The organism is Paenibacillus lentus, from assembly GCF_003931855.1.
Lineage (GTDB): Bacteria > Bacillota > Bacilli > Paenibacillales > Paenibacillaceae > Fontibacillus > Fontibacillus lentus.
In genome coordinates this window covers 1,943,631-1,964,994 of sequence record NZ_CP034248.1, presented here as the reverse complement: position 1 = coordinate 1,964,994, position 21,364 = coordinate 1,943,631, and the positions used below count along the sequence as shown (strand labels likewise).

General features: G+C 48.2%; 19 protein-coding genes and 1 riboswitch. Of the genes, 1 reads left to right on the top strand and 18 read right to left on the bottom strand.

Annotation, left to right across the window (positions count from 1 at the left end):
- The 8 genes from feoB to EIM92_RS08735 all read right to left on the bottom strand — a co-directional run bounded on the left by feoB (window position 1) and on the right by EIM92_RS08735 (window position 8,180).
- Window positions 1-2,019 carry a ferrous iron transport protein B gene (gene feoB / locus EIM92_RS08770; RefSeq protein ID WP_211344438.1) on the bottom strand — a complete coding sequence of 673 codons (2,019 nt, stop codon included), beginning with the start codon at window positions 2,017-2,019 and terminating at the stop codon, window positions 1-3.
- A gap of 50 nt (window positions 2,020-2,069) precedes the next feature.
- Window positions 2,070-2,285: a FeoA family protein gene (locus tag EIM92_RS08765; protein ID WP_125082323.1), complete on the bottom strand. Its 216-nt coding sequence runs from the start codon at window positions 2,283-2,285 to the stop codon at window positions 2,070-2,072.
- Window positions 2,286-2,515: 230 nt separating this feature from the next.
- The gene (locus tag EIM92_RS08760; RefSeq protein ID WP_125082322.1) at window positions 2,516-3,379 is read right to left on the bottom strand and encodes a MetQ/NlpA family ABC transporter substrate-binding protein; all 864 of its coding nucleotides are present in this window, start codon (window positions 3,377-3,379) and stop codon (window positions 2,516-2,518) included.
- A 258-nt stretch (window positions 3,380-3,637) separates the two neighbouring features.
- A complete protein-coding gene (locus tag EIM92_RS08755; protein ID WP_125082321.1) occupies window positions 3,638-4,306 on the bottom strand; it encodes a methionine ABC transporter permease in 669 nt (222 codons plus the stop codon).
- A complete protein-coding gene (locus EIM92_RS08750; protein ID WP_125082320.1) occupies window positions 4,306-5,322 on the bottom strand; it encodes a methionine ABC transporter ATP-binding protein in 1,017 nt (338 codons plus the stop codon). Before EIM92_RS08750 ends, EIM92_RS08755 begins: the two co-directional genes overlap by 1 nt.
- Window positions 5,323-5,468: 146 nt before the next feature.
- Window positions 5,469-5,629: riboswitch (SAM riboswitch) on the bottom strand.
- A 114-nt stretch (window positions 5,630-5,743) separates the two neighbouring features.
- Window positions 5,744-6,460 carry a Cthe_2314 family HEPN domain-containing protein gene (locus EIM92_RS08745; protein WP_125082319.1) on the bottom strand — a complete coding sequence of 239 codons (717 nt, stop codon included), beginning with the start codon at window positions 6,458-6,460 and terminating at the stop codon, window positions 5,744-5,746.
- A gap of 143 nt (window positions 6,461-6,603) precedes the next feature.
- Window positions 6,604-7,566, bottom strand: coding sequence for a COX15/CtaA family protein (locus tag EIM92_RS08740; RefSeq protein ID WP_125082318.1), 963 nt, complete (start codon window positions 7,564-7,566; stop codon window positions 6,604-6,606).
- Between the two features lie 251 nt (window positions 7,567-7,817).
- Window positions 7,818-8,180, bottom strand: a complete 363-nt coding sequence (locus EIM92_RS08735; RefSeq protein WP_125082317.1) for a thioredoxin family protein — start codon at window positions 8,178-8,180, stop codon at window positions 7,818-7,820.
- A gap of 119 nt (window positions 8,181-8,299) precedes the next feature.
- Between EIM92_RS08735 and EIM92_RS08730 the strand changes: the two genes are divergently transcribed.
- Window positions 8,300-9,556, top strand: coding sequence for a DUF2515 family protein (locus EIM92_RS08730; RefSeq protein ID WP_125082316.1), 1,257 nt, complete (start codon window positions 8,300-8,302; stop codon window positions 9,554-9,556).
- Here EIM92_RS08730 and EIM92_RS08725 read toward each other — a convergent pair.
- The 10 genes from EIM92_RS08725 to EIM92_RS08680 form a co-directional block, all read right to left on the bottom strand.
- Window positions 9,553-11,187: a putative polysaccharide biosynthesis protein gene (locus EIM92_RS08725; protein WP_125082315.1), complete on the bottom strand. Its 1,635-nt coding sequence runs from the start codon at window positions 11,185-11,187 to the stop codon at window positions 9,553-9,555. The genes EIM92_RS08730 and EIM92_RS08725 overlap by 4 nt on opposite strands.
- 46 nt (window positions 11,188-11,233) lie before the next feature.
- Window positions 11,234-11,719, bottom strand: a complete 486-nt coding sequence (locus tag EIM92_RS08720; RefSeq protein ID WP_125082314.1) for a DUF456 domain-containing protein — start codon at window positions 11,717-11,719, stop codon at window positions 11,234-11,236.
- Between the two features lie 7 nt (window positions 11,720-11,726).
- A complete protein-coding gene (locus EIM92_RS08715; protein ID WP_125082313.1) occupies window positions 11,727-12,470 on the bottom strand; it encodes a Cof-type HAD-IIB family hydrolase in 744 nt (247 codons plus the stop codon).
- An 80-nt stretch (window positions 12,471-12,550) separates the two neighbouring features.
- Complete coding sequence (locus EIM92_RS08710; RefSeq protein WP_211344437.1) at window positions 12,551-13,000, bottom strand: GNAT family N-acetyltransferase; 450 nt, start codon at window positions 12,998-13,000, stop codon at window positions 12,551-12,553.
- 226 nt (window positions 13,001-13,226) lie between these two features.
- On the bottom strand, window positions 13,227-14,108 hold the full coding sequence (locus EIM92_RS08705; RefSeq protein ID WP_125082312.1) for a metal ABC transporter permease: 882 nt from the start codon (window positions 14,106-14,108) through the stop codon (window positions 13,227-13,229).
- Window positions 14,108-15,067, bottom strand: a complete 960-nt coding sequence (locus EIM92_RS08700; protein ID WP_125082311.1) for a metal ABC transporter permease — start codon at window positions 15,065-15,067, stop codon at window positions 14,108-14,110. The genes EIM92_RS08705 and EIM92_RS08700 overlap by 1 nt, the downstream gene beginning before the upstream one ends.
- Before the next feature lie 7 nt (window positions 15,068-15,074).
- Window positions 15,075-15,833 (bottom strand): metal ABC transporter ATP-binding protein, encoded by a 759-nt coding sequence (locus EIM92_RS08695; protein ID WP_125082310.1) that lies wholly within the window; start codon window positions 15,831-15,833, stop codon window positions 15,075-15,077.
- 46 nt (window positions 15,834-15,879) lie between these two features.
- Window positions 15,880-16,854 carry a metal ABC transporter solute-binding protein, Zn/Mn family gene (locus tag EIM92_RS08690; RefSeq protein WP_125082309.1) on the bottom strand — a complete coding sequence of 325 codons (975 nt, stop codon included), beginning with the start codon at window positions 16,852-16,854 and terminating at the stop codon, window positions 15,880-15,882.
- 205 nt (window positions 16,855-17,059) lie between these two features.
- A complete protein-coding gene (locus EIM92_RS08685) occupies window positions 17,060-19,084 on the bottom strand; it encodes a peptidoglycan D,D-transpeptidase FtsI family protein (protein ID WP_125082308.1) in 2,025 nt (674 codons plus the stop codon).
- Between the two features lie 164 nt (window positions 19,085-19,248).
- Entirely contained in the window at window positions 19,249-21,291 is a 2,043-nt protein-coding gene (locus EIM92_RS08680; RefSeq protein WP_125082307.1) for a peptidoglycan D,D-transpeptidase FtsI family protein, read from the bottom strand.
- Window positions 21,292-21,364: the final 73 nt, after the last annotated feature.

The following is a 21,364-nucleotide window of genomic DNA, read 5'->3' as shown; positions in this document are numbered from 1 at the left end:
CTATTGATTTAGTGCCAGCTTAAGATCGGCTTTTTGATTACCCTTTTTGATAAGATAGACTACAATTCCAATCATCACCGCTACAGCGAAAAAGCCAGGTATAAAGCCGCTGCCCACCGCACCTGTCGTAATCAAAGCGCCCGCTTGATAAGTTATAAAGGCCACGGCATAACCCAAACCGAATTGGAAGGCAATCGCACCCCATAACCACTTCTTATTCTCCATCTCCGAGTTCATCGCACCAATTGCGGCAAAGCAAGGCGGAGTGAACAAATTAAACACCAAGTAGGACAAGGCAGCTACAGAGGACAAACCAATCACGCTAGCAACACTTTGTCCATCCGAGACAAGAGCGAACTCCTCCGTATCTATAAAGTTTGTTATACCGTAAACTACCGCTAATGTACCTACGACATTCTCCTTGGCAATAAAACCAGTAACCGCAGCAGCGGCCAGTTGCCATACACCAAAGCCTAAAGGAATTAGCAAATAAGCAAAAGGCGAAGCGATACTAGCCAAAATACTGGTATGTTCCGCACCTTCCGCAACAACCTGGAACTTCCAGTTGAAGGTTTGCATGATCTGGACTGCCGTATTGCAGAGCAGAATAATCGTACCGGCTTTGATAATAAAGGCTTTACCTCGGGACAGCATAGACAGCGTTGCTCTGGCTATACTCGGGAACTTATATTCGGGCAGCTCCATAATGAAATATGTTCTCACATTTTTCTCGCCCGTTATTCTAGTGACCATAAGAGCCCCTAATAGGATAATGCCAATTCCTACAAAATACATCGAAGTTCCAACCCAGGCTGAATCAGCAAAGAACGCCCCGGAAAATAACGCAATAACCGGCAACTTTGCACCGCATGGCATAAAAGGAGTTAACATAGCTGTTGTCCTTCTTTGTCTTTCATTCTTAATCGTTCTAGCAGCCATGACTCCTGGAATCGCACAACCGGTCCCAATAATCATCGGAATAATGGATCTGCCGGACAATCCTACTTTTTTGAAGAAACGATCCATCACGACAGCAACCCGGGCCATATAACCGCAATCTTCTAGCAATGCCAACAGGAAGAACAGCACCATAATCAGTGGCAAAAATCCAACAACGGCTCCGACGCCGCCAATCATCCCATCCAGGACGATAGAAGCAAGTAAAGGAGAAGCCTCTTCACCTATTACCCCTTCTACCCATCCATAGAATAGATCAATCCAGCCCACCAATAAATCTGCCAGCCATGGACCAGCATAGGTTTGAGAAATGGAGAACACCGTCCACATCACGACAGCAAAGATCGGAATACCAAGCCATTTATGAGCCAGTATTCTATCTGCAGAATCTTGTTTGGTTTGTTTATTACTAGTGACTTGCCTGCTCTCTACTTTGGAAACCATGCTCTTCACAAACTCATATCTTTTTTTGTCGGAGGCTTCAACAGAGCTTTGATCTGCGTGATTGACCTCTTTACTGTCAAAAGGGGGCACTGGAGGTTGAGCTTTCGCCCCTAAGGCTGTAGCAACTAATTGCTCTAAGCCATTCTCGCTTGCTTTCGTTGCGACGGTTTCAATCACCGGGCAGCCCAATAGTTGGGACAATGCGTCAACGTCAATTGTCGTCTTCTTCTTTTTGATTAAATCCGCCTTATTAAGAGCAACCACAACGGGGACACCTAGTTCCAGGAGCTGAGTCGTAAAAAACAAGCTTCTACTTAAATTTGTGGCATCCACGATATTGATGATTACATCAGGTGCTTCTTTACTAACATAATCACTCGTTATACTTTCCTCCGAGGTGAAGGGAGACATCGAGTAAGCCCCTGGTAGATCCACGACGATCATCTGTACATTTGCTGTATTCAAGCTATTCTTGATCTTACCTTCCTTTTTCTCAATAGTTACACCGGCCCAGTTGGCTACATGCTCCTGTTTACCGGTTAATGCATTGAATAACGTTGTTTTCCCACTGTTGGGATTTCCAGCTAACGCTACTTTCATATTGCCTCTTAGCTTCATGGCCATCTAACCCCTACTCATTATAATTTGGACTATAGGTTGATATACAACTAAATGCTAATCACCTCGGCTAAATCCTTATCAATGCTGTACCTAGCATCCTTTACCGCAATGACGTAATTCTCCGCGAGTATGGATATAATCGTAACAGTCTCCCCTTCATAACAACCTAATGTAAACAAGAACTCCTTAAGTTCTTTATCATTCGTCTCGACAGCTTTGATGATATATTCCGTGTTCAGTTTCCCATGGGTTAAATTTCTCACGATCTATCCAATCCTTTAATTTATTGATCTAACATAATTGAAAATAATTATCATTCTCTTTTACTTATTATACCATCGCCTCTTGCTGGATCACGTGATTATTTTCACAATAAGAAGGGTTGAATTGCACGTATACAACGTTTCATTGACTGTTATTATCTAAAAACATCAAAAAAACCCGCATACCCAAAAGGGTATACGGGACTTGGATTCAAGCATATGAAGTACGATTAGAATGCTGGAATTAATGCTCCCTCGTACGTCTCTTCAATGAATGTTCTTACTTCGTCGGAAGTAAGAGCTTTTGCCAGCTTTTGAATCGCATCGGAATCCTTATTGTCCGGACGAGCTACCAACATGTTCGTGTAAGGAGATTCTTTATCCTCAATGAACAGGGAATCATTAACCGGATTCAAGCCTGCTTCGATCGCATAGTTCGTGTTGATCAAAGCAAAGTCCACCTCATCCAGCTGGCGAGGAAGCATTGCAGCCTCAAGCTCTATAATGCTAAAGTTCTTAGGATTCTCAACAATGTCGGCTTTTGTAGCTTTAATGCCCGCGTCTTCTTTCAGCTTGATCAGACCTTGCTTCTCAAGCAACAGAAGCGCACGTCCCCCGTTGGTAGGGTCATTAGGGATTGCTACCTTCGCGCCGTCTGCAATTTCATCTGCAGATTTATATTTTTTCGAGTATGCTCCAAAGGGCTCTACATGAACGCCTACAACGGAGACAAGATCCAACTTATTTTCTTCATTCTGATTATCAAGGTACGGCTGGTGCTGGAAATAGTTCGCATCAAGCTGCTTCTCGAACACTTGTACGTTCGGTTGAACATAATCCGTAAATTCTTTGACTTCCAGCTCTACGCCCTCCTCTTTCAATTGCGGAGCGATAGATTTCAGGATATCAGCATGCGGTACAGTAGCACCTACGATAAGCTTAACAGTTTCCTCCGGTGCTGCTTGTTCTGCGTTGCCCGCATTGTTTTGCGGTGCCTCTGCAGCCCCGTTGCCGTTGTTCGCAGGCTTGCTTCCGCAAGCAGCGAGTACCAGTACAAGCGCCAGCGTCAAGAAAGATAATGTCCATTTTTTCATAACAGTATGCCCTCCTAATGAATATGATTTTTTTGAATAAGGATGTGCTAGAGGTAGTTCAAAAAGTTATCTTTTGATCACGAAGTAATTCAAGTTGTGATTTCTCATCGAATCTTGCATTCACCCTCGAAGTCCGGTGCTCATGTAGGTTCTACCTACACTCCGCTCCTCCTTCTTCAGGTTCTTACAACCTTCTCGGTGCTAAAAAGCAACTTTTTGAACTCTTATTTAAACCCGCACGATATATATAGTATTTCCTTATTTCCGTGTAAAATAAATAACTAGACGGTCGCCAATCATTTGCAGCAGCTGCACGAATATGACCATAAAGACCACCGCTACGATCATAACTTCCTTCTGGTAACGATGATATCCGTACCTGATCGCCAGGTCGCCAAGTCCACCGCCCCCAACCATGCCGGACATTGCCGTATAGGAGACTAGAGTAACCGCCGTAATTGTCATTCCGGCAATCAGCCCTGGCAGCGATTCGGGCAGAAGCACCTTGCGAACCACTTGCAGCGGGGATGCTCCCATCGCCTGAGAGGCCTCAATCACACCGCGGTCAACTTCACGCAATGAAGTCTCGACGAGACGCGCAAAGAACGGAGCAGCTCCGATCACGAGCGGCAGAATCGTCCCCTGAACCCCTATCGATACCCCGACGACCATCCGGGTAAATGGAATCAGGACTACGATCAAGATGATAAACGGTACAGATCGGACAATATTAACGATGATCGATAATATTCTGTAGAGCAGACCGATTAGCCAGTGATTGGATCGCGAAAAGCTATATAGCATAATTCCGAGCGGCAGGCCAATCAGAAAAGTAAAGAAAGTCGCATAGCCCATCATGAGCAGCGTATCGCCTGTGGCAATGCGCATTTCATCCCAATTGATTTTGGAGAAATCCAAATCGCCCATTACCCGATCACCTCCACATCAAGATCCCGCTCCCGCAACAGCTTCAGCGTCTCATCCACCTTGGCATTATCGCCTTCGAAGGAAACCGTCAATTGACCATACGGGACATCCTTAATTGTGGAGATCGTCCCCTGCAGTATGGCAAAATTAACTCCCGTCTCTCTTACAACCTGAGACAACACCGATTCATACGTCTTTGCGCCCAGGAACGTAATTCTCACCAATCTTGCCCAAGCAGGCAGCGGAACCGAAGTGACTTGCTTAAAGCCTTCTTCTCCGGCAAGCTCCCGACTGATGAATTCACGCGTAACCGCATGCTTTGGCTTCAGAAACACCTCAGTGACCGGGCCTTCCTCCACGATACCGCCCTGATGAATGACGGCAACTCGGTCACAAATTCGCTGGATCACATGCATCTCGTGCGTAATCAGCAGAATTGTCAGATTAAATTTACGGTTTATCTCCAGCAGCAGATTCAGAATCGAATCCGTCGTTTGCGGGTCCAAGGCAGAGGTCGCTTCGTCGCATAACAGCACGTCAGGGTCGCTGGCAAGCGCCCGGGCGATTCCTACCCTCTGCTTCTGCCCCCCGGATAACTGAGCAGGATATTTCTTCTGGTGTTCTGTTAATCCAACAAGCGCAAGCAGTTCATTCACTTTTTCCGCTATTTGCTTTTTGGGGACGCCCATGAGCGTTAGAGGAAAAGCGATATTGTCATATACAGTGGCGGAGGACAGTAAATTGAAATGTTGAAAAATCATACCGATTTTCCGGCGCTGCATTTGAAGCTCTCGCCGCTTCAGCTTAGTCAGCTCCACCCCACCTACCCATACTTCCCCTTCTGTTGGACGCTCCAGCAAATTGATACAGCGGATAAGCGTACTTTTACCGGCTCCGGAATGACCGATGACCCCGAATACTTCTCCCTTGTTCACGGTAAGGTTCAGCCCAGATAAGGCAGTGGTCGCTTTTTTCTTGTTGCCGTAAGTTTTGGTGAGCTGTTTGAGTTCAATCAAGCTAGTATCCTCCCGTCTCATCATAATGACGCCAAAGCATATTTTCGCTCCTACATGTTCATACCCAATCAAATCATTTATTTATGCGAATAATAAATAAAGAGCCCTGCAGATTCAGAGGGCTCTCTTTACGTAAAGACAATGCCTTCTCATCTACCAAAACCGCCCTGCGCGTTGCCACGTTACGCGATCTTGAAGGAATTAGCACCATGACATTTGCTAAAGATGCAGCGATCCAAGCTGCAGTTCTTTACAAATCGGTTGCTGGGCTTCATCGGGCCTTTCCCTCCGCCTCTCTTGATAAGAAAATATGAAATTGATGAAAGATCAGCAATGAAATCTTTCTGAAACTATTCTATAGAAATAGAGTATAGATTCTTTCCTCTCGTTTGTCAAAGGAAATTACTATATTATCTATGCGCTAACTCTGTTTAACTTTTTTCCATCTTTGGTTCGTATAAGTAAACACCGTATGCAGGGACTCGCAAACCATCGAATATCCATGTTCCAAATCATTCAGATGCTTGTCGAGATTCTCAAGCTCCACCTTGCCATCCAGCCCCTGATGACGCTGCCACAAGTCATCCTGCATCTCTGCATTCATATAATGGATCTCCGTATTGCGCCGACGACGCAGTATGCTCATTGATTCCTTATGTTTGTCCTTAATGTCGAACAACTGATCCGCTAGTTCTGGATGCACCTTCAAATAACGAAACTGACGAAGCACCGTAAAATAGGAAAAGTGCGCCTTCACCTTAGACGTATTCAGCTCAAACAACTCGTTCAATACCGTCCCGAGCTTATCCAATATAGAAAACACCCGAATGAATCCATCCTTGTAAAAATAGACGTACCTGGCATAATCACCCTTTTCTGCGGCGGGCATATCCTCTAAATAGTCATGGGTGACCTTGCGCCGAAAATAATTAGCCGCATACTTGCACTGTTCAAGCTCATCTAGAGAAGAGATTAAGCCATAAATCCAAATTTCAAGCTTGCGTAAATCATGCGAGGGATCTCGATGCCGCTCTATTTCTTTCTGCAGGATCCTTATCATTTTTAAAATGGCGTCCATCGTATCCGCCAGTATTCCTTCATTCTGTCTGGGAGGTTCGCCAAGCAATGACCGCAGCATACCTATTCCTCGCTTCCCTGGATGATCGTACAGCTATTATTTTATCACAATTTGGAACGTTTCATGAGCCCTCCAGGCATGAACAGCACGCCACTTAACTGCTGACCTACCACAAAAAAAAAATCATCTCATTAAAGTACGGGTTAAGACTCCAAAGAGTTAAACGCCTGCCCCTGCTCGCTTGGCAAACGGCTCATTTGCCAGGTGCGTACGCATAGATAAGATAAAACCCCGAACAGAGCTGCCAAAACGACGATGTGAGCCAATGACGTAAATAAATAAACATGATAATTATTCACAGTAAACACGATGCTGGCTCCCGTTAATACTTGAATCACCGAAAGGATCGTCGCGGCCAACCCCAATGTCCGCAACTCGCGATTAGCGGGGTGCTTCCAATAAGCGATATGCCCCATGATGGCGATAAGAATCAACAGCAATGCAGCCGCCACGCGGTGCAGGAAAGCAATGCCGACCCCGCCCGACAGTTCAGGAATCAACTGCCCGTTACAAAGCGGCCAGCCGAGGCAGCCGCCAGCAGAATCCGTATGGCTTACGTATGCCCCAAGATACACGACAACATAAGTATAGGCAGTTATCACCCATACCAGATTACGGAAAGCTTTTGACACCCGCACGACCGGAACTGAAGCGGATTTTCCCTGTCTGACTTCATCCTCACGGATGCCAAGCACAAGCATGATAGAGCTGGCAAAGGCAATCAGCGAGAAACCGAAATGCAATGCCATAACCCCTGAGGATGTCGGATAGACGACAGCCATCGCTCCCATGAATGCCTGTACCATGACGAAAATAAGAGCCAGTAATGCGTACATCTGTAGGTCTTTACGGTTTTTGCGATACTTCCAAAACGCTACAAACGCCGCCACGGCAAGCAGCCCGGCAGCACCGCTGACCGCCCGGTGCGAGTATTCAATCAAGGATGCTACCGTATGCGCCGGAACGAACTTTCCATGACAGAGCGGCCACTCATTACCACAGCCAAGTCCCGACTCTGTCTTCGTGACAACGCTTCCGCCCAATGTAGCCAAAAACATGACAAAACAGGAAAGATAGGCAATCCATTTCAGTTGCTTCGTGTTCAAAGGTTTCTCACCTGCTATTCAGGATTTATAAAAATTATACAATTCGATCAAATCATTCTTCATTATAACCGATAAGGAACATGACGTCATAGTAAAACTGTGACAAAATGTTCAAAAATAAAACATCGCCTCCCTATGAATTTAGAAGACGATGTGATTTATGTTGTTGATTCAACTGTTTATAGCGATATTTCTTCGGAATCATTTTTCTCCGTTGCTTAATCCCATTCTTTCATTCATCCTATATAGTCCTACTCTTTTCTCTCGGAAGTGTCATGCAAAGCATGGTAGACATCCAAAGCTCTGTTCAAGAAATCCTCGATCTCCTCACGCGACTTCCGCAGCTTGTTCACGAATCTAACCAGCTCTCGTCCGTCCGCATAAGCTACGAAGCTAGGAATCCCCAATATATTCTGCTCCCGGCTCACTTCACCCACTTTGTCGACATCGACTTCAATCAGGGTCAAACGATCGGCGTATTTCTCCTCGACCTCAGGCATGAACGGATCGATAAACTTGCAATCGACACACCAGCTTGCTGTAAATACGGCAACGACTAAATTGCTGGATTGAATGCTGACATTAAATTCTCCGGCGGATGCCACTTGTTTCACTCGGGATCATTCCTTTCTGTGTCCTTCTCTAGTTAAGTCAAGCAAATTGAAGAGTGGAAGTCAAATCTTTAGGCCATACTTTGTAATAAAATGCGTGAACGACAAAGCGAGGAACTCATATGAAGCAGAATCGTTTCAAGCAGCTGCTGCTGCATCTGCCGGCTGCCGTTCGGAATGCGATCCGCAGCAGGGCCGAGGACATCGCTCATTCCACTAAGCTGCGCGAAGAGCGTCTTCCGCTTCATTGGAATGAAGCCTCCGCCCGAACGGTATCCAACGAAGTTGAAGAGCTCTTAAGGCGAGGAGCCGCCTACCGCACCCAGGAGGATGAGGAATTTACCCGTTCCGACCGTAAAATAGCCGAGGATATTCTAACCGCGACAAGCCGGGCTGGCGTCAGCAACATCTCACGCACCGCAGCTTATCTGTCTTGCTACGAAGCATTCCCTGAACTCCACTGGGCATTCCTGGCTCACGTAGTATCCCGAAACGCAGGTTGGAATATGACCGATCTGCGCGGGAGCCGAATGGCGGATGCTCTAAATGAAGAGGGCAAGCGGAACGTCTATCGATTTCTGGAGCGCAGCAATGCGCTTATTTTTCAAGATGCCTACCCACAGCTGCTGCTATATCAGAAAAGCCGTGAGCTTGGCGCAAGCCAGTTTCATTTGCTGCGTTATTTTAGCGTATCACGCTTTATGCGCCCCTTCTGGGAGCGTTTCTGGATTGACAAGGGCAGCGCCCTGCTGACGGTCGGCCTGATCATCAACGAGCAGAATTATATCGAGCAGCGGGTGATCCGCCATCCTTTCTACCAGCGGCATGTAACAGATAAAACGAATTTTCACCTCTACAGCCTGGCAGGACTCAACCAGTTGATCATCCCTCTCTTTGAGGGCAACAGCGTGACCCGACTGGCCGGCCGAACCGTCACCGACTTCGGCAGCCTCCCCGCCCGCATCGCGCTAGGCAAATGCCTCTACGCGATGCTCATGGGTCTTCGCGCCGTGAAGAGCGGCGCCGAAGCCTTTGCGCGAGCGGTGCCGCACAGCGGCTCGCGCGCCGATTATTGGCCGGACATCTTCACGGCCAATCCAGAAGAAGCTCTGACCGCGCCCTTGCAGGGGTCAGAGCTTCTTGAAAGCGAGACGCTGCCAACCGGCGAGCGTCTCTACAGCCCCAAGCTCCTTGAGGCTTGGGGCGACACGCCTTATGAGCCAATATCCCGTGAGGATTGGCTCAAGGATACAAGCGCGCTGGACGGTATCAGCGCGCCGCAGACGCCGCTGCTTTGCGACATCAGTCGCGAGCACCGAACCGGCGTCCTGAAGACGGCGTTCGCGCACGACGCCGCCTTGCCCTTCAAGGCCGATTAACGGCCTTCACCGGGCTGGCCGCCGCCCTGCAGGCGCATCAATGGGGCCAGCAGCTTACGCAGCGGCGCCGGATATGTCGCAAGCTCGTCCCTGCGGACGACGCGCAGCACGACCAGCAGCACCGGATACAGCGCAACAACGGCTACACCGACAATGCAGCAGGTGATGAAGAAAGCCAAGCGATCCGGCATAACAGATACCAAGTTGATGCCGGCTTGATTAAGACCGTAGCCGACGCCCGACAACACAACAATCGTAACCAGAAAGCCTGTCCAGCGATTGCCCATGATCGAGAATGGAACGATCTTCTTCATGGTTCTTACGTTGAGCAATGTGATCGTTAGGAAGCATAGGATCGTCGCCAGAATGATACCGTAAATCCCCCACAGTGGAGCAAGCAGCAAACTAAGAACAAACTTCACAGTCACGCCGATTCCGACATGAACCATCGAGAGATTTACTTTATTGATCCCGATCAGTATCGAGTTGCTAATCATCATCGTGATTTGAAATATCGTACCAAAGGTTAACAGCGCGATGATGCTGCTGCCGTCACGGGTACTGAACAACAGTCCGTTTACCGAGTAAGCCGCCGTAGTTAACGCGATAACCATCGGCATTCCCGTCAATACAGATACACGCATCGCGAGCGAAACCTGCCGATGGAGATGCTCCTCGTCCTTCCGGGCAAACGCCGCGGAAATGATCGGCAGCAGCGATGTGCTAAGCGCAATCGCTAAAATCGGCGGAATGCCCGCAATCATTTGAGCACGGTTACCCAGTATCCCGAGAATATACGTAGCTTGATCCGCACCGATCTGCTGGCTGAGCAGCGGCTTTAGAATCGAGCCGTCGATAAAATTGACGGCAGGAACTGTAAGCGAGGACAGCACGATCGGAATCGAGAGCTTGAAAATTTCCATATAAATTTTGGAGAAAGGCAGGCGATTAGGATCGTCTTTGGCCTGAGGCAAACCATCCGCTCGATCCTGCCGCTTCGTTTTAGCATTGAAATACAACATAACGATGAATGCGGCCACACCGCCAAGCACGGCTCCGAACGTAGCTGCCGCAGCAATTTCCTCGCCTTTGGCATTCATATGATACAACACAAAGGCCAGCGAGATACCGGAGCCAACACGCACGATTTGTTCGATCACCTGCGAGATGCCGCCCGCGATCATAATATTGCGGCCCTGAAGATAACCGCGCATAATGGCGATCAGCGGAAAAATAAGCAATGCCGGCGACAGCGATCGAATGGCGATGGCCGCCTCCGGAACTCGGGAAGCAGCCGCATAATAAGGTGCGGCAATATATAAAAACAGTGACATAATCATACCCATGACAGCGGCAAACCAAAGCGCAGCCTGGTATACTCTTTCCGACTCCGCTGGCCGATCCAGAGCATGGCGCTCGGAGACCATCCGGCTCAGCGTGCTTGGCAAGCCAGCCGTTGCCAAGGGCAGTAGCATAAAGTAAATGCCGTTAGCCAAAACATAGGAAGCATTACCGACGTCCCCTAATATATGCTCTAACGGCACACGCTGAAATAGTCCCAGCAGCCTGGCAATCAGCGCAGCCCCGGCTAAAATTAGCGTTCCTTTTACAAACGATTCCTTCTTAGACAACGATTTTTCCTTCTTTCCACTCGATTAGGCACCTTCCAGCCTTCCACTAAGAAGATACGATCCATATAACGAACAGGATAATCATCGCAAGCTGCAGTACAATCTTGACGGCCATACTGCTCAGCAGGCCGACGACAGAGCCTACGCCAACCTTAAAGGCCTTTGCCGGTGTCTCGCCCCTAATCATTTCTCCGATCATTGCACCGATAAGCGGTCCCAGAATAAGACCAAATGCCGGAATGAGAAAAGGGCCGACAATAATGCCAATCGTACTCAACCAGACCGACAGCTTGCTGCCCCCGAATTTCTTGACGCCCCAGGCACCAACGGCATAGTCCGCCACTAGCAGAGCTACGACAACAAGCGTCTGAACAATCCAGAATACGGGTCCCAATGCTTCAAACGAGAAAAACCATCCGTATACAAAGAATGCGAAATAAATCGCCAATACGCCCGGCAGCACGGGAAATATCGCCCCCGCCATCCCGACAGCAAAAAGCGCGATAACAATAATCCAACCGAGTATATCCAAAAGCGGATCACTCCTCCGTCAAAATATAATCGCGAATAATCAGGGCAATCCCATCATCATCGTTCGAAGCCGTTACCACATCAGCATTTTCCTTCACCGCGATTTGCGCATTACCCATCGCCACGCCTAGACCGGCTGCCTGAATGGCCGCCAGATCATTCAGGCTGTCACCAACCGCCACAACCTCCGACATTTGAAGGCCTAGAAGATCACAGACGAGGGCAGCCCCACTGGCTTTGTTGACCCCCTGTGGGTTAATTTCCAAATTGTAGGGTGAAGAGTTCGTAATTTCTAGCCCGCTCATGCTCTGCAGCTCTAGATTAATCTCGTGGCGGAGCTGGTCGTCTTTGGTGGTATAGCCGAACTTCAACCACTGATTGCGCTCCAGCAAGCTTCGATCCCAATTGTCTTCCCTATACACACCTTCTACGGCATAAGCCCAAAAATAAACGTTCTTCTTCCTGGCAATTTCATGCATTTGCCCGATCAGCTTGTGATCAAATAATTCACGGTGATACAGCTCATGGGGCGTCCGCCATACTTCACTGCCATTCACCGTAATCATTGGAGTTTCAAGCCCCAACTGTTCTCCATAAGAAACGGCCTCATCATAACTTCTTCCCGTCGACAAGCAGACATGAACTCCCGCAGCCATCGCTTTGCGAAGCCATTCTTCTGTCTTTGGGGAAATCTGATGATTGCTGTTTAACAACGTACCATCCATATCAAGAGCTAACAGTTTGTACTTCAATCCAGTTCCTCCATTCCAATGATGCAATCTTCTCTATCTAAGGCCATTCTACCATATACCGAAGATTGCATACAGGCTGCTCAGCTTCTCCTAAGCTCGGTAATGAATACTCCTGGAGCCACTTCGATATCTCTAACCTGCCGGAAACCGAACATTTGATATAATCCCTTCGCAGGAAAATTCAAAGCTCCTGTATTAACGCTAATCGGCCGACCTTGGGCAATCGTCTCCACGACATGCTCGACGAGAATCGTGGCGATTTTCTTGCGGAAATGATAAGGATGCACAACAAGCCGACATATTTCAACCTCTTGCTCCGTTTCCTCATAAGAAACGAAAGCGGCCAGTTCTCCCTCCAGGAAGTATCCCACAAAATTCTCCTTACATTCCATCATCGTTTCCACAGTGTCCAGCAATTGAGGGATTCCGTCATAACCGATCAGCTCTGCCTCAACCTTATAGGCGGGTATTTGTATATCAATCATCGTTCTGGCTGTATCGCAATTCGTGACGTCCAGCTTGATCAACAAGCATCAACAACTCCTTTGCTCCACATTATTTATGATCTAACATTACATTACTCCTTCATCAACATTCAACACTTTTAAAATAGGAAAAAAGCTGCACCCCGCAAAATCGGGAAATGCAGCTTCTTAGACAGAATCATTGTGCTATATATAGGGAGGTCAATTCGATTATCAAACGCCATAATATGCGTCATAATGCGTCATAATGCGTCATATTTTTCATACGTTATTATGCCGTCATGGACTTCATACGGCGCCGCCTGCTAAACCGGGCAACCAGCCCGTGAAGCGGGGAGAATAGAAAGGCCAACAGGAACAGCAGCCCTGCAACAGTAACCATCGACCCGGCAATAGAAGCATCCAGCCACTTGGCGAAATAATATCCGCCAGCTGAGCTGAGCGCACCGACCAGTACGCTGTACAACAGCATTATACTCAAACGATCGGTCAACAAGTAAGCCGTGGAAGCCGGAACGATCAGCATGCCGACCACGAGAATCGCACCGACGCTTTCAAACGACGCCACCGTGGAGAGCGAGACGAGCCCCATCAGCAAGTAGTGGAACAGAGCCACGGGAATGCCTAAGGCTGCGGCTAATGCCGGATCGAATGCGCATATTTTGAACTGTTTATAGAATAAACCGATGACAAGCAGGACAATCAATAAGGTGATGCCGAGGAACCAAACAGCGGCAGGCCCCATATTATAACCGTTAATAACAAGGATGTCCCATTGAACATAAGCGATTTCTCCGAATAAAACGCAGTCCAAATCGAGATCTATGTTCGAGGCATTACGGCTGATCAAGATGACACCAATCGCGAACAACGCTGTAAAGACGATGCCGATCGAGGCATCCGACTGCAGCCCCCCTTGCTGAAGCAACTGAATAAGAAAAACCGTGATAAGTCCTAATATGGCCGCACCGACCATCATAAGCAAGGAATCCCTTGAACCGCTAACTATAAAAGCGATGGCAATTCCCGGCAGCACGGAGTGGCTAATCGCATCCCCCACAAGCGACATTTTGCGCAATACGAGAAAACAGCCGAGAATGCCGCTGGTGGCGGCAACGAGTGTTCCGGTTAGAATAATCCAGAAATCAAACATCAATCCGCCCCCCTTTCGGCTGCATGCTGACTAATCATCGAAGGTGCTGTTTGAACTCCCAAGCCACTGCGCACATCTTTGCGCGTCCGTCGATGCCGTAGCCACTTCGCTAGCAAGCCTCTGCGCGGGGCAAATACGATAGATACGACGAACAGCGCCGTCGCCGCGAGCACCGTAACCGGCCCCGTCGGCAAATTGGACAATGTAGAGCTAATGAGCGTACCCGTAACTCCTGACAATGCACCGAACAGCCCTGCCAAAACAACCATGATCCCAAGCGCGTCCGTCCAATAACGAGCAGCGACCGCAGGGGTAATCAGTAAAGCAGCAACGAGGACTACGCCGACGGCCTGAATCCCCACAACCACGGCGATGACAGTAAGCAGGAGCAGCAATTGCTCATATAGCCAGACCTTCAGGCCCATTCCGCGCGCAAAACCGGGATCAAAGCTGACCAGCTTAAACTCCTTAAAAAATAAGGCACAAATGAGTACAAGAAGCACAGATACGGCTCCCATTAAATAAACATCAGATAACATCATCGAGGCCGCTTGCCCAAACATGTACTTATCCAATCCGCTCTGATTGCCGTTGCCGCTATGCTGAATCTTCGTCATCAGAACGACCCCAACGCCAAAGAAGACAGTAAGTACGATTCCCAATGCGGCATCCTGCTTGATTCTGGAGTAACGGGTGACAAAATGTATTCCGAAGGTGGCCAGCATCCCGGACAATATCGCTCCGATCATGAACAACCCCACCGATTTCACGCCGCTAAGCATAAATGCGATGCAAATGCCCGGCAAGGCGGCATGAGCAAGCGCATCCCCCAGCAGACTTTGCTTGCGCAGGAAGGTGAACGAGCCGATGACTCCACTGCCTAAGCCAAGCAACAGCGAGCCCGTGAGAATCCATCTCATATTCGGGTCGCTAAACCATCCAAACATCGTATCGAACATAACCACATCACCCCATCTCTATCGGTACAGCGGCAAAATCCTGAAGCATGGCGATCCGGCCTCCATACGTTTTCTGCAGATTCTGCGGGGTAAACGTATCCTCAGTCGTCCCTTCGGCAACCAATTCTCCATTAAGCAATATAACATGATCGAAATATTCCTTGACTGTGGACAGATCATGGTGAACGACCAATACAGTTTTGCCCTGCTCCTTCAATTCATGAAGAAGTCCGATAATCGCCTTCTCTGTCGTTGCATCCACTCCAGCAAATGGTTCGTCCATGAAATAGAGTTGGGCATTCTGGGCAAGCGCTCTGGCTAGGAAAACCCTTTGCTGCTGCCCCCCGGACAGCTGACTAATCTGACGGCTGGCATAATCAGCCATGCCGACTTTGCTTAAACAGTCGAGGGCAATTCGCCGCTCCTCCGCCCCAGGCCGCCGAAACCAGCCCAGATGTCCGTATCGACCCATCATTACGACATCCAGGGCGTTGGTTGGAAAATCCCAATCAACCGACTCCCGCTGGGGCACATAACCAACCAGCTTGCGCTGCTCCTGATAAGGCTTCCCATAGATCAACACCTCGCCGTCTACCTTCGGAAGCAGCCCCAGCACCGCCTTAAGCATGGTTGATTTTCCCGCACCGTTCGGCCCAAGAACACCTATAAGCTTCCCGGACGGGATTTGAAAAGATACGGAGCGCAGTACAGGCTTCTTCTGATAGGCCACCGTTAAATTTTGAACTTCCAGTGGATTTGAGTGCATCGATGATCGCTCCTTTCATTCCTTAGGCAATTTTACGTCCTACATTTTATTTCAATGCTTCAACAATGGTGTTCACATTATGGCGAACCATTGTAATATAAGTGTCTGCACCCGAACCAGGATCACCCATCGAATCGGAATACAACTCTCCGCCGATATTAACGGTATGTCCCTTCTCCTTGGCCCCGGCGATGACCGCTTCCATCGCTTTCGGCGGAACGCTCGATTCCACGAACACGGCTTTGATTTTGTTCTCCACAAGAAAATCCCGCAGCTTGCTGACATCCTTCGAGCCGTATTCGGCAGCCGTACTAATACCTTGGAGGCCCATTACCTTCATTCCATAAGCATCGCCGAAATATCCAAAAGCGTCATGAGCGGTAACCAATACCCGATCGGACTCGGGAATTTCATTTAATTTCTCCTTGACCTCTGCATCCAGTGCATTCAATTGCCCGATATATGCCTCCGCATTCTGCTTGTAAAGATCCGCATGCTTCGGGTCGAATGCGATTAACGTATCCCGTACCGTTCCCGCGGCAGAAATCCAATGCTTTACGTCGAACCAGATATGCGGATCGAATTGCGTTCCATTGATATCCGCTCCGGATCGAAGAGAGGCCTGATCAATATCCTTGGAGACCGGAACCGAATGTTTATGCCGTCCCAACTTCTCTAAAATTTCCGTCATCTTTCCTTCCAGATGCAGACCGCCATAAAAAATCAAGTCTGCTTCATCCAGCTTCTGAATGTCCCCTTGAGATGCCTTGAATAAATGAGGGTCTACCCCCGGGCGCATTAAAGCTACGGTGTTCACCTCTATCCCGCCGATTTCCTGAACAAGATCAGCGATCATCCCCGTCGTTGTTACAACTTGAATAACCTCTTGTTTCTCCCCGCGCGTAGCATGCAATACTTCGCCGTCCACCTTAGAGCAGGCCGCTACTATGATCAACGCCAGTACACCAAGCGTCATCTTTACGCGCTGAAACGGACTTTTCTTTACTTTTAATTGATCCATGATAATCCCTCCTAATCATCTATGTATTTTTCCTCATGAGTTGGAGGAAGAAATATATGTTTCCCCAACCCTTAATTGTTTGCTTCATAAAATAAAGTTTCCCTAGTGCAAATTTTAAGGCATATCTATACAAAAAAGCAAGAGAAAATTTTTCTCTTGCTTCAAACTACCGCTGCAATGGCGGATTTCAAGATTATCGACGGAATTAATTTTGCAGGTTCTGCCTCTTCGCGACCCCAGCCAGCCCATATTCCTGATCGTATGCATCAAAGATTTTTCGCGCAATCGGCGCCGCGCTCATTGAACCGAATCCTCCCTCAGGAACAACGACCGCCACCGCAAGCTTCGGACTCTCCCGAGGGGCGAAGGCAATGAATACCCCGTTATCCATCATTGTCCCTTTATAGTCCTGCTCGGACGTTCCTGTCTTCCGGGCAAAATCATATGGAAACCCGTGGAATGCGGAAACATCCGTCTTCATACCACTGATAACTTCATTCCAATGCTCCTTCTTAAAGCTGACTTCATTCAGCACCTTCGGCTTAAACTCTTTCACCACATCCCCATCCGCAGTAGTAATTTTGCTGACAAGATGTGGCTCCATTCTTTTACCTCGATTAGCTAAAGTAGCGGTATATTGCGCCAGTTGCAGGGTTGTATACCTCGCTTGCTGACCGAATGAGGCGTATACCAGCCTCGCCAGCGGCGTCTCCCGATCATCCCTGTAATCAAGAATCCCATGAAACTCGTTAGGTAAATCTATACCGGTCGAAATCCCTAAGCCAAACTCCTTCATATATTTATCCCATACATCGATTCCTTCAGCTCTATGCTTGTTGTAGAGTCTCTCTCCGACCATATCAACCATAAAGGCGTTGGAAGATTTATAAATCGCCCTGGACGGATCCATCCCTCCATATGCAAACCTCCCTGAATTCCGAACACTAGAGGAGTTATTCTTTCCGAAATACGCGATCCCTCGATCTTGATAAGTATCATTCGTCGTGAACAATCCTTCATTGAGCCCAATCAACACAGACAATGGCTTGATCGTCGAGCCCAAGAGCACCGTCGAATCGAAATTATGCCCTGAACGACCCGAGCTATATGGCGTGATCGCTCCATTCCGATAATTTGTCTTTATTCGTTCATACTGCTCAATGGTAAGGCTGCCTGTCTGCCAGATGTTCGTATCATAGTCCGGCATGCTGGCCATCGCTACGATATTTCCGGTCTCCACTTCCATTGCCACGGCATAACCTGTCTTGGCATGTGGATGCAGCCTTCCGGATACCCGGTTGTTGTGCAGCCATTCAAGTTGGTCAGTAATCGCCTTTTGAGCGGCCAGCTGCACCTTTTTGTCAATCGTCGTATGCAGATCATAGCCCTTCTCCGGTGCCGTCAATTCAGGAATGCCACTCGCCATATTTCGCGGGTTAATCGGCACGCTTTTATATCCATTTTTGCCACGCAGTTCATGCTGGTACTGCATCTCCAGTCCGTCGAAGCCGACAAATTCCTCCTGGGTATATTCCAACCCCGGATTCTTATCATCCGATGCCATCCATTCTCTCACGGTAGCGTACCAAGGCTCTTCAAGCGTTGAGCTGTACTTCCGCAAATAGCCAATCATCTGAACCGCTACCCTGTCTTCGTCGTAATGGCGGATGCTCTCTTCTACGATATCGATTCCGGGAAACTGATCTTTCCGCTCCACAAAATAAGCAATTTCCAGCTCCGTCAAACCGATTTTTATACGCCGCGGCGCAAATCCACCTGCTTTCCGATATTCCAAATCCATCGCATCAATAATTTCATCGAGCGTCATCGTGACAACATTCGGGTCGCCGTATATGTCAAAAACAGTCTTTAATGACTCAGCAAAAGCTACAGCCTCAGGACGATTCTCTGTTCCTTTATCGGTATTTTTACTGTAGTCCTTCTGAAGCGTAATATACAGGGATTGCACCGATGTTGAATAAGCCAATTTCTCGCCCCTTGCCGCATAAATCGTTCCGCGAATCGGCGAAAAAGGGATGTCCCTCACTTTCAGCTCTATGCCTCGCTGGGCTAACGTGGGCCCTTCCACGAATTGCAGAATGGCCAGCCGGACAATAATGACCGTAAAAATAGCAAATGAAATGAAAAAGAACAAATTAAGGCGAATATTAAAATGACGCTGCAGCTCTGCTTCTTGCTTGCGCAAATCCCCTGAATATAATTTTCTCATCACATAAATCTCCACATTCCTACTATCGCTCATAATATACAATTATTGTAACATAGAGCCTGAGGGAAAAGGTGGGAAATTTCGCAAAAAAAAAGCAGCCGCCCTCGGTCATAAAACCATAGGACGGCCTAATCTTAGGTTATCTATTTGTCAAAATGTATCAATTAATCGCCCGCTGTCTCTTGCTGCGATTGTTTTGTTTTCTTCGGCACGCCGTCCAATCCATATTCCTGATCGTAAGCATCAAAGATCTTCCGCGCGATCGGTGCGGCGCTCATCGAACCGAATCCTCCCTCAGGAACAACGACCGCCACCGCCAGCTTCGGATTCTCCCGTGGAGCAAAGGCGATAAATACCCCGTTATCAATCATTTTACCGCGGTAAGACTGCTCAGAGGTTCCTGTCTTCCGGGCAAAATCATAAGGGAATCCGTTGAATGCGGAGACGTCCGTCTTCATGCCGCTGATCACTTCATTCCAGTGTTCCTGCTTAAAGTTCACTTCATTCAGTACCTTCGGCTCGAACTCTTTAATGATGTTGCCGTCAGAGTCGGTAATTTTACTGACAAGATGCGGCTCCATTCTTTTGCCTCGGCTTGCCAGAGTGGCGGTAAATTGGGCCAATTGCATGGTGCTATATTTCCCCTGCTGGCCAAATGAGGCATAGACCAGTCTCGCTAATGGCGTCTCATTCTCATCCTTATATTCGAGATGCCCTAAGTACTCTGAGGGCAAATCTACTTCGGTCAAGACGCCTAGGCCGAAATCCTTCATGTACTTATCCCATACGTCAATTCCCTCGGCACCGTACTTGTTGTACAACCTCTCCCCGATCATGTCGACCATAAAGGCATTGGAAGACCTATAAATTGCTGTAGATGGATCGATTTGTCCATAAGCGCGTTTTCCAGAGTTTCGCACGCTGGAAGAATCATTGCGTCCGAAGTAGGCTATTCCCCTATCGTTGTAATAGGTATTTGTATTAAATAACCCCTCATTCAGCCCGATCAATACAGATAACGGTTTGATCGTGGATCCAAGATATACTGTCGAGTCAAAGCCATGGCCTGAGCGTCCTGAGCCATAGGGCCAAATCGTTCCGTTCTTGTAACTGTTCTCGATTTGTCTCCATACGTCGCCAGTCACTCCGCCGCTCTTCCAAACGTTAGAATCATAATCGGGCATACTGGCCATAGCGATAACATTACCGGTCTCCACTTCCATCGCTACCGCATAACCTGTCTTGGCATGCGGATGCAGCTTGCCGGATACTGGATTATTGTGCAGCCATTTGAGCTGGTCGGTGATGGCCTGCTGGGCGATAAGCTGCACATTTTTATTAATCGTCGTATGCAGATCATAGCCCTTCTCCGGTGCCGTCAGCTCGGGAATTCCGTTCGCCATGTTGCGCGGATCGATCGGCACACTCTTATATCCGTTCTTGCCGCGCAGCTCGTGCTGATATTGCATTTCCAAACCATCAAAGCCCACGAATTCCTCGGCCGTATATTCCAGCCCCGGATCGTTATTCTCCGATTGCATCAATTCTCTGACCGAATCATACCAGGAGATATCCTGCGTAGAGCTGAATTTCCGCAAATAGCCAATGGTCTGAACGGCTACCCTGTCTTCATCATAATGACGGATACTCTCCTCCACAATATCAATCCCCGGAAACTGATCTTTCCGTTCCAGGAAATAAGCAACCTCCCGATCCGTCAAGTCGATCTTTATTCTTCGCGGTGCGAAACCGCCCGCTCTCCGGTATTCCAAATCCATGGCATCGACAATATCCTCCAGCGTCATCGGGGTAGCATTAGGATCACCGTGCTTATCAAAAGCCGCCTTCAGCTTCTCTGCCAATGCGATGGCTTCCGGTCGATTCTCCTTCCCCTTTGTCGTGCTCTTGCTGTAGTCCTTCTGCAGCGTAATATACAAAGATTGCACCGGCGTTGAATAGGCCAGCTTCTCCCCTCCAGCTGCATAAATCGTCCCCCGGTTCGGCGGAAGCGGAACATCCTTTATTCTAAGACCGGTTCCCTGTTTGGCCAATGTCGGTCCCTCTACAAACTGCAGAATAGCCAGCCGAATGATGATCACCGTAAAGATGGCAAATGCACTGAAAAAAAATAAATTAAGGCGAATATTGAAATGCCGCTGCAGTTCTATTTCCTGCTCACGCGGATCATCAGAATATACTTTTTTCATCGCAGAAATCTCGCTTTCTCTTGTTTGCAAATTCATGCATTATGCAATTGATTTTGCAATTATTGTAACATAA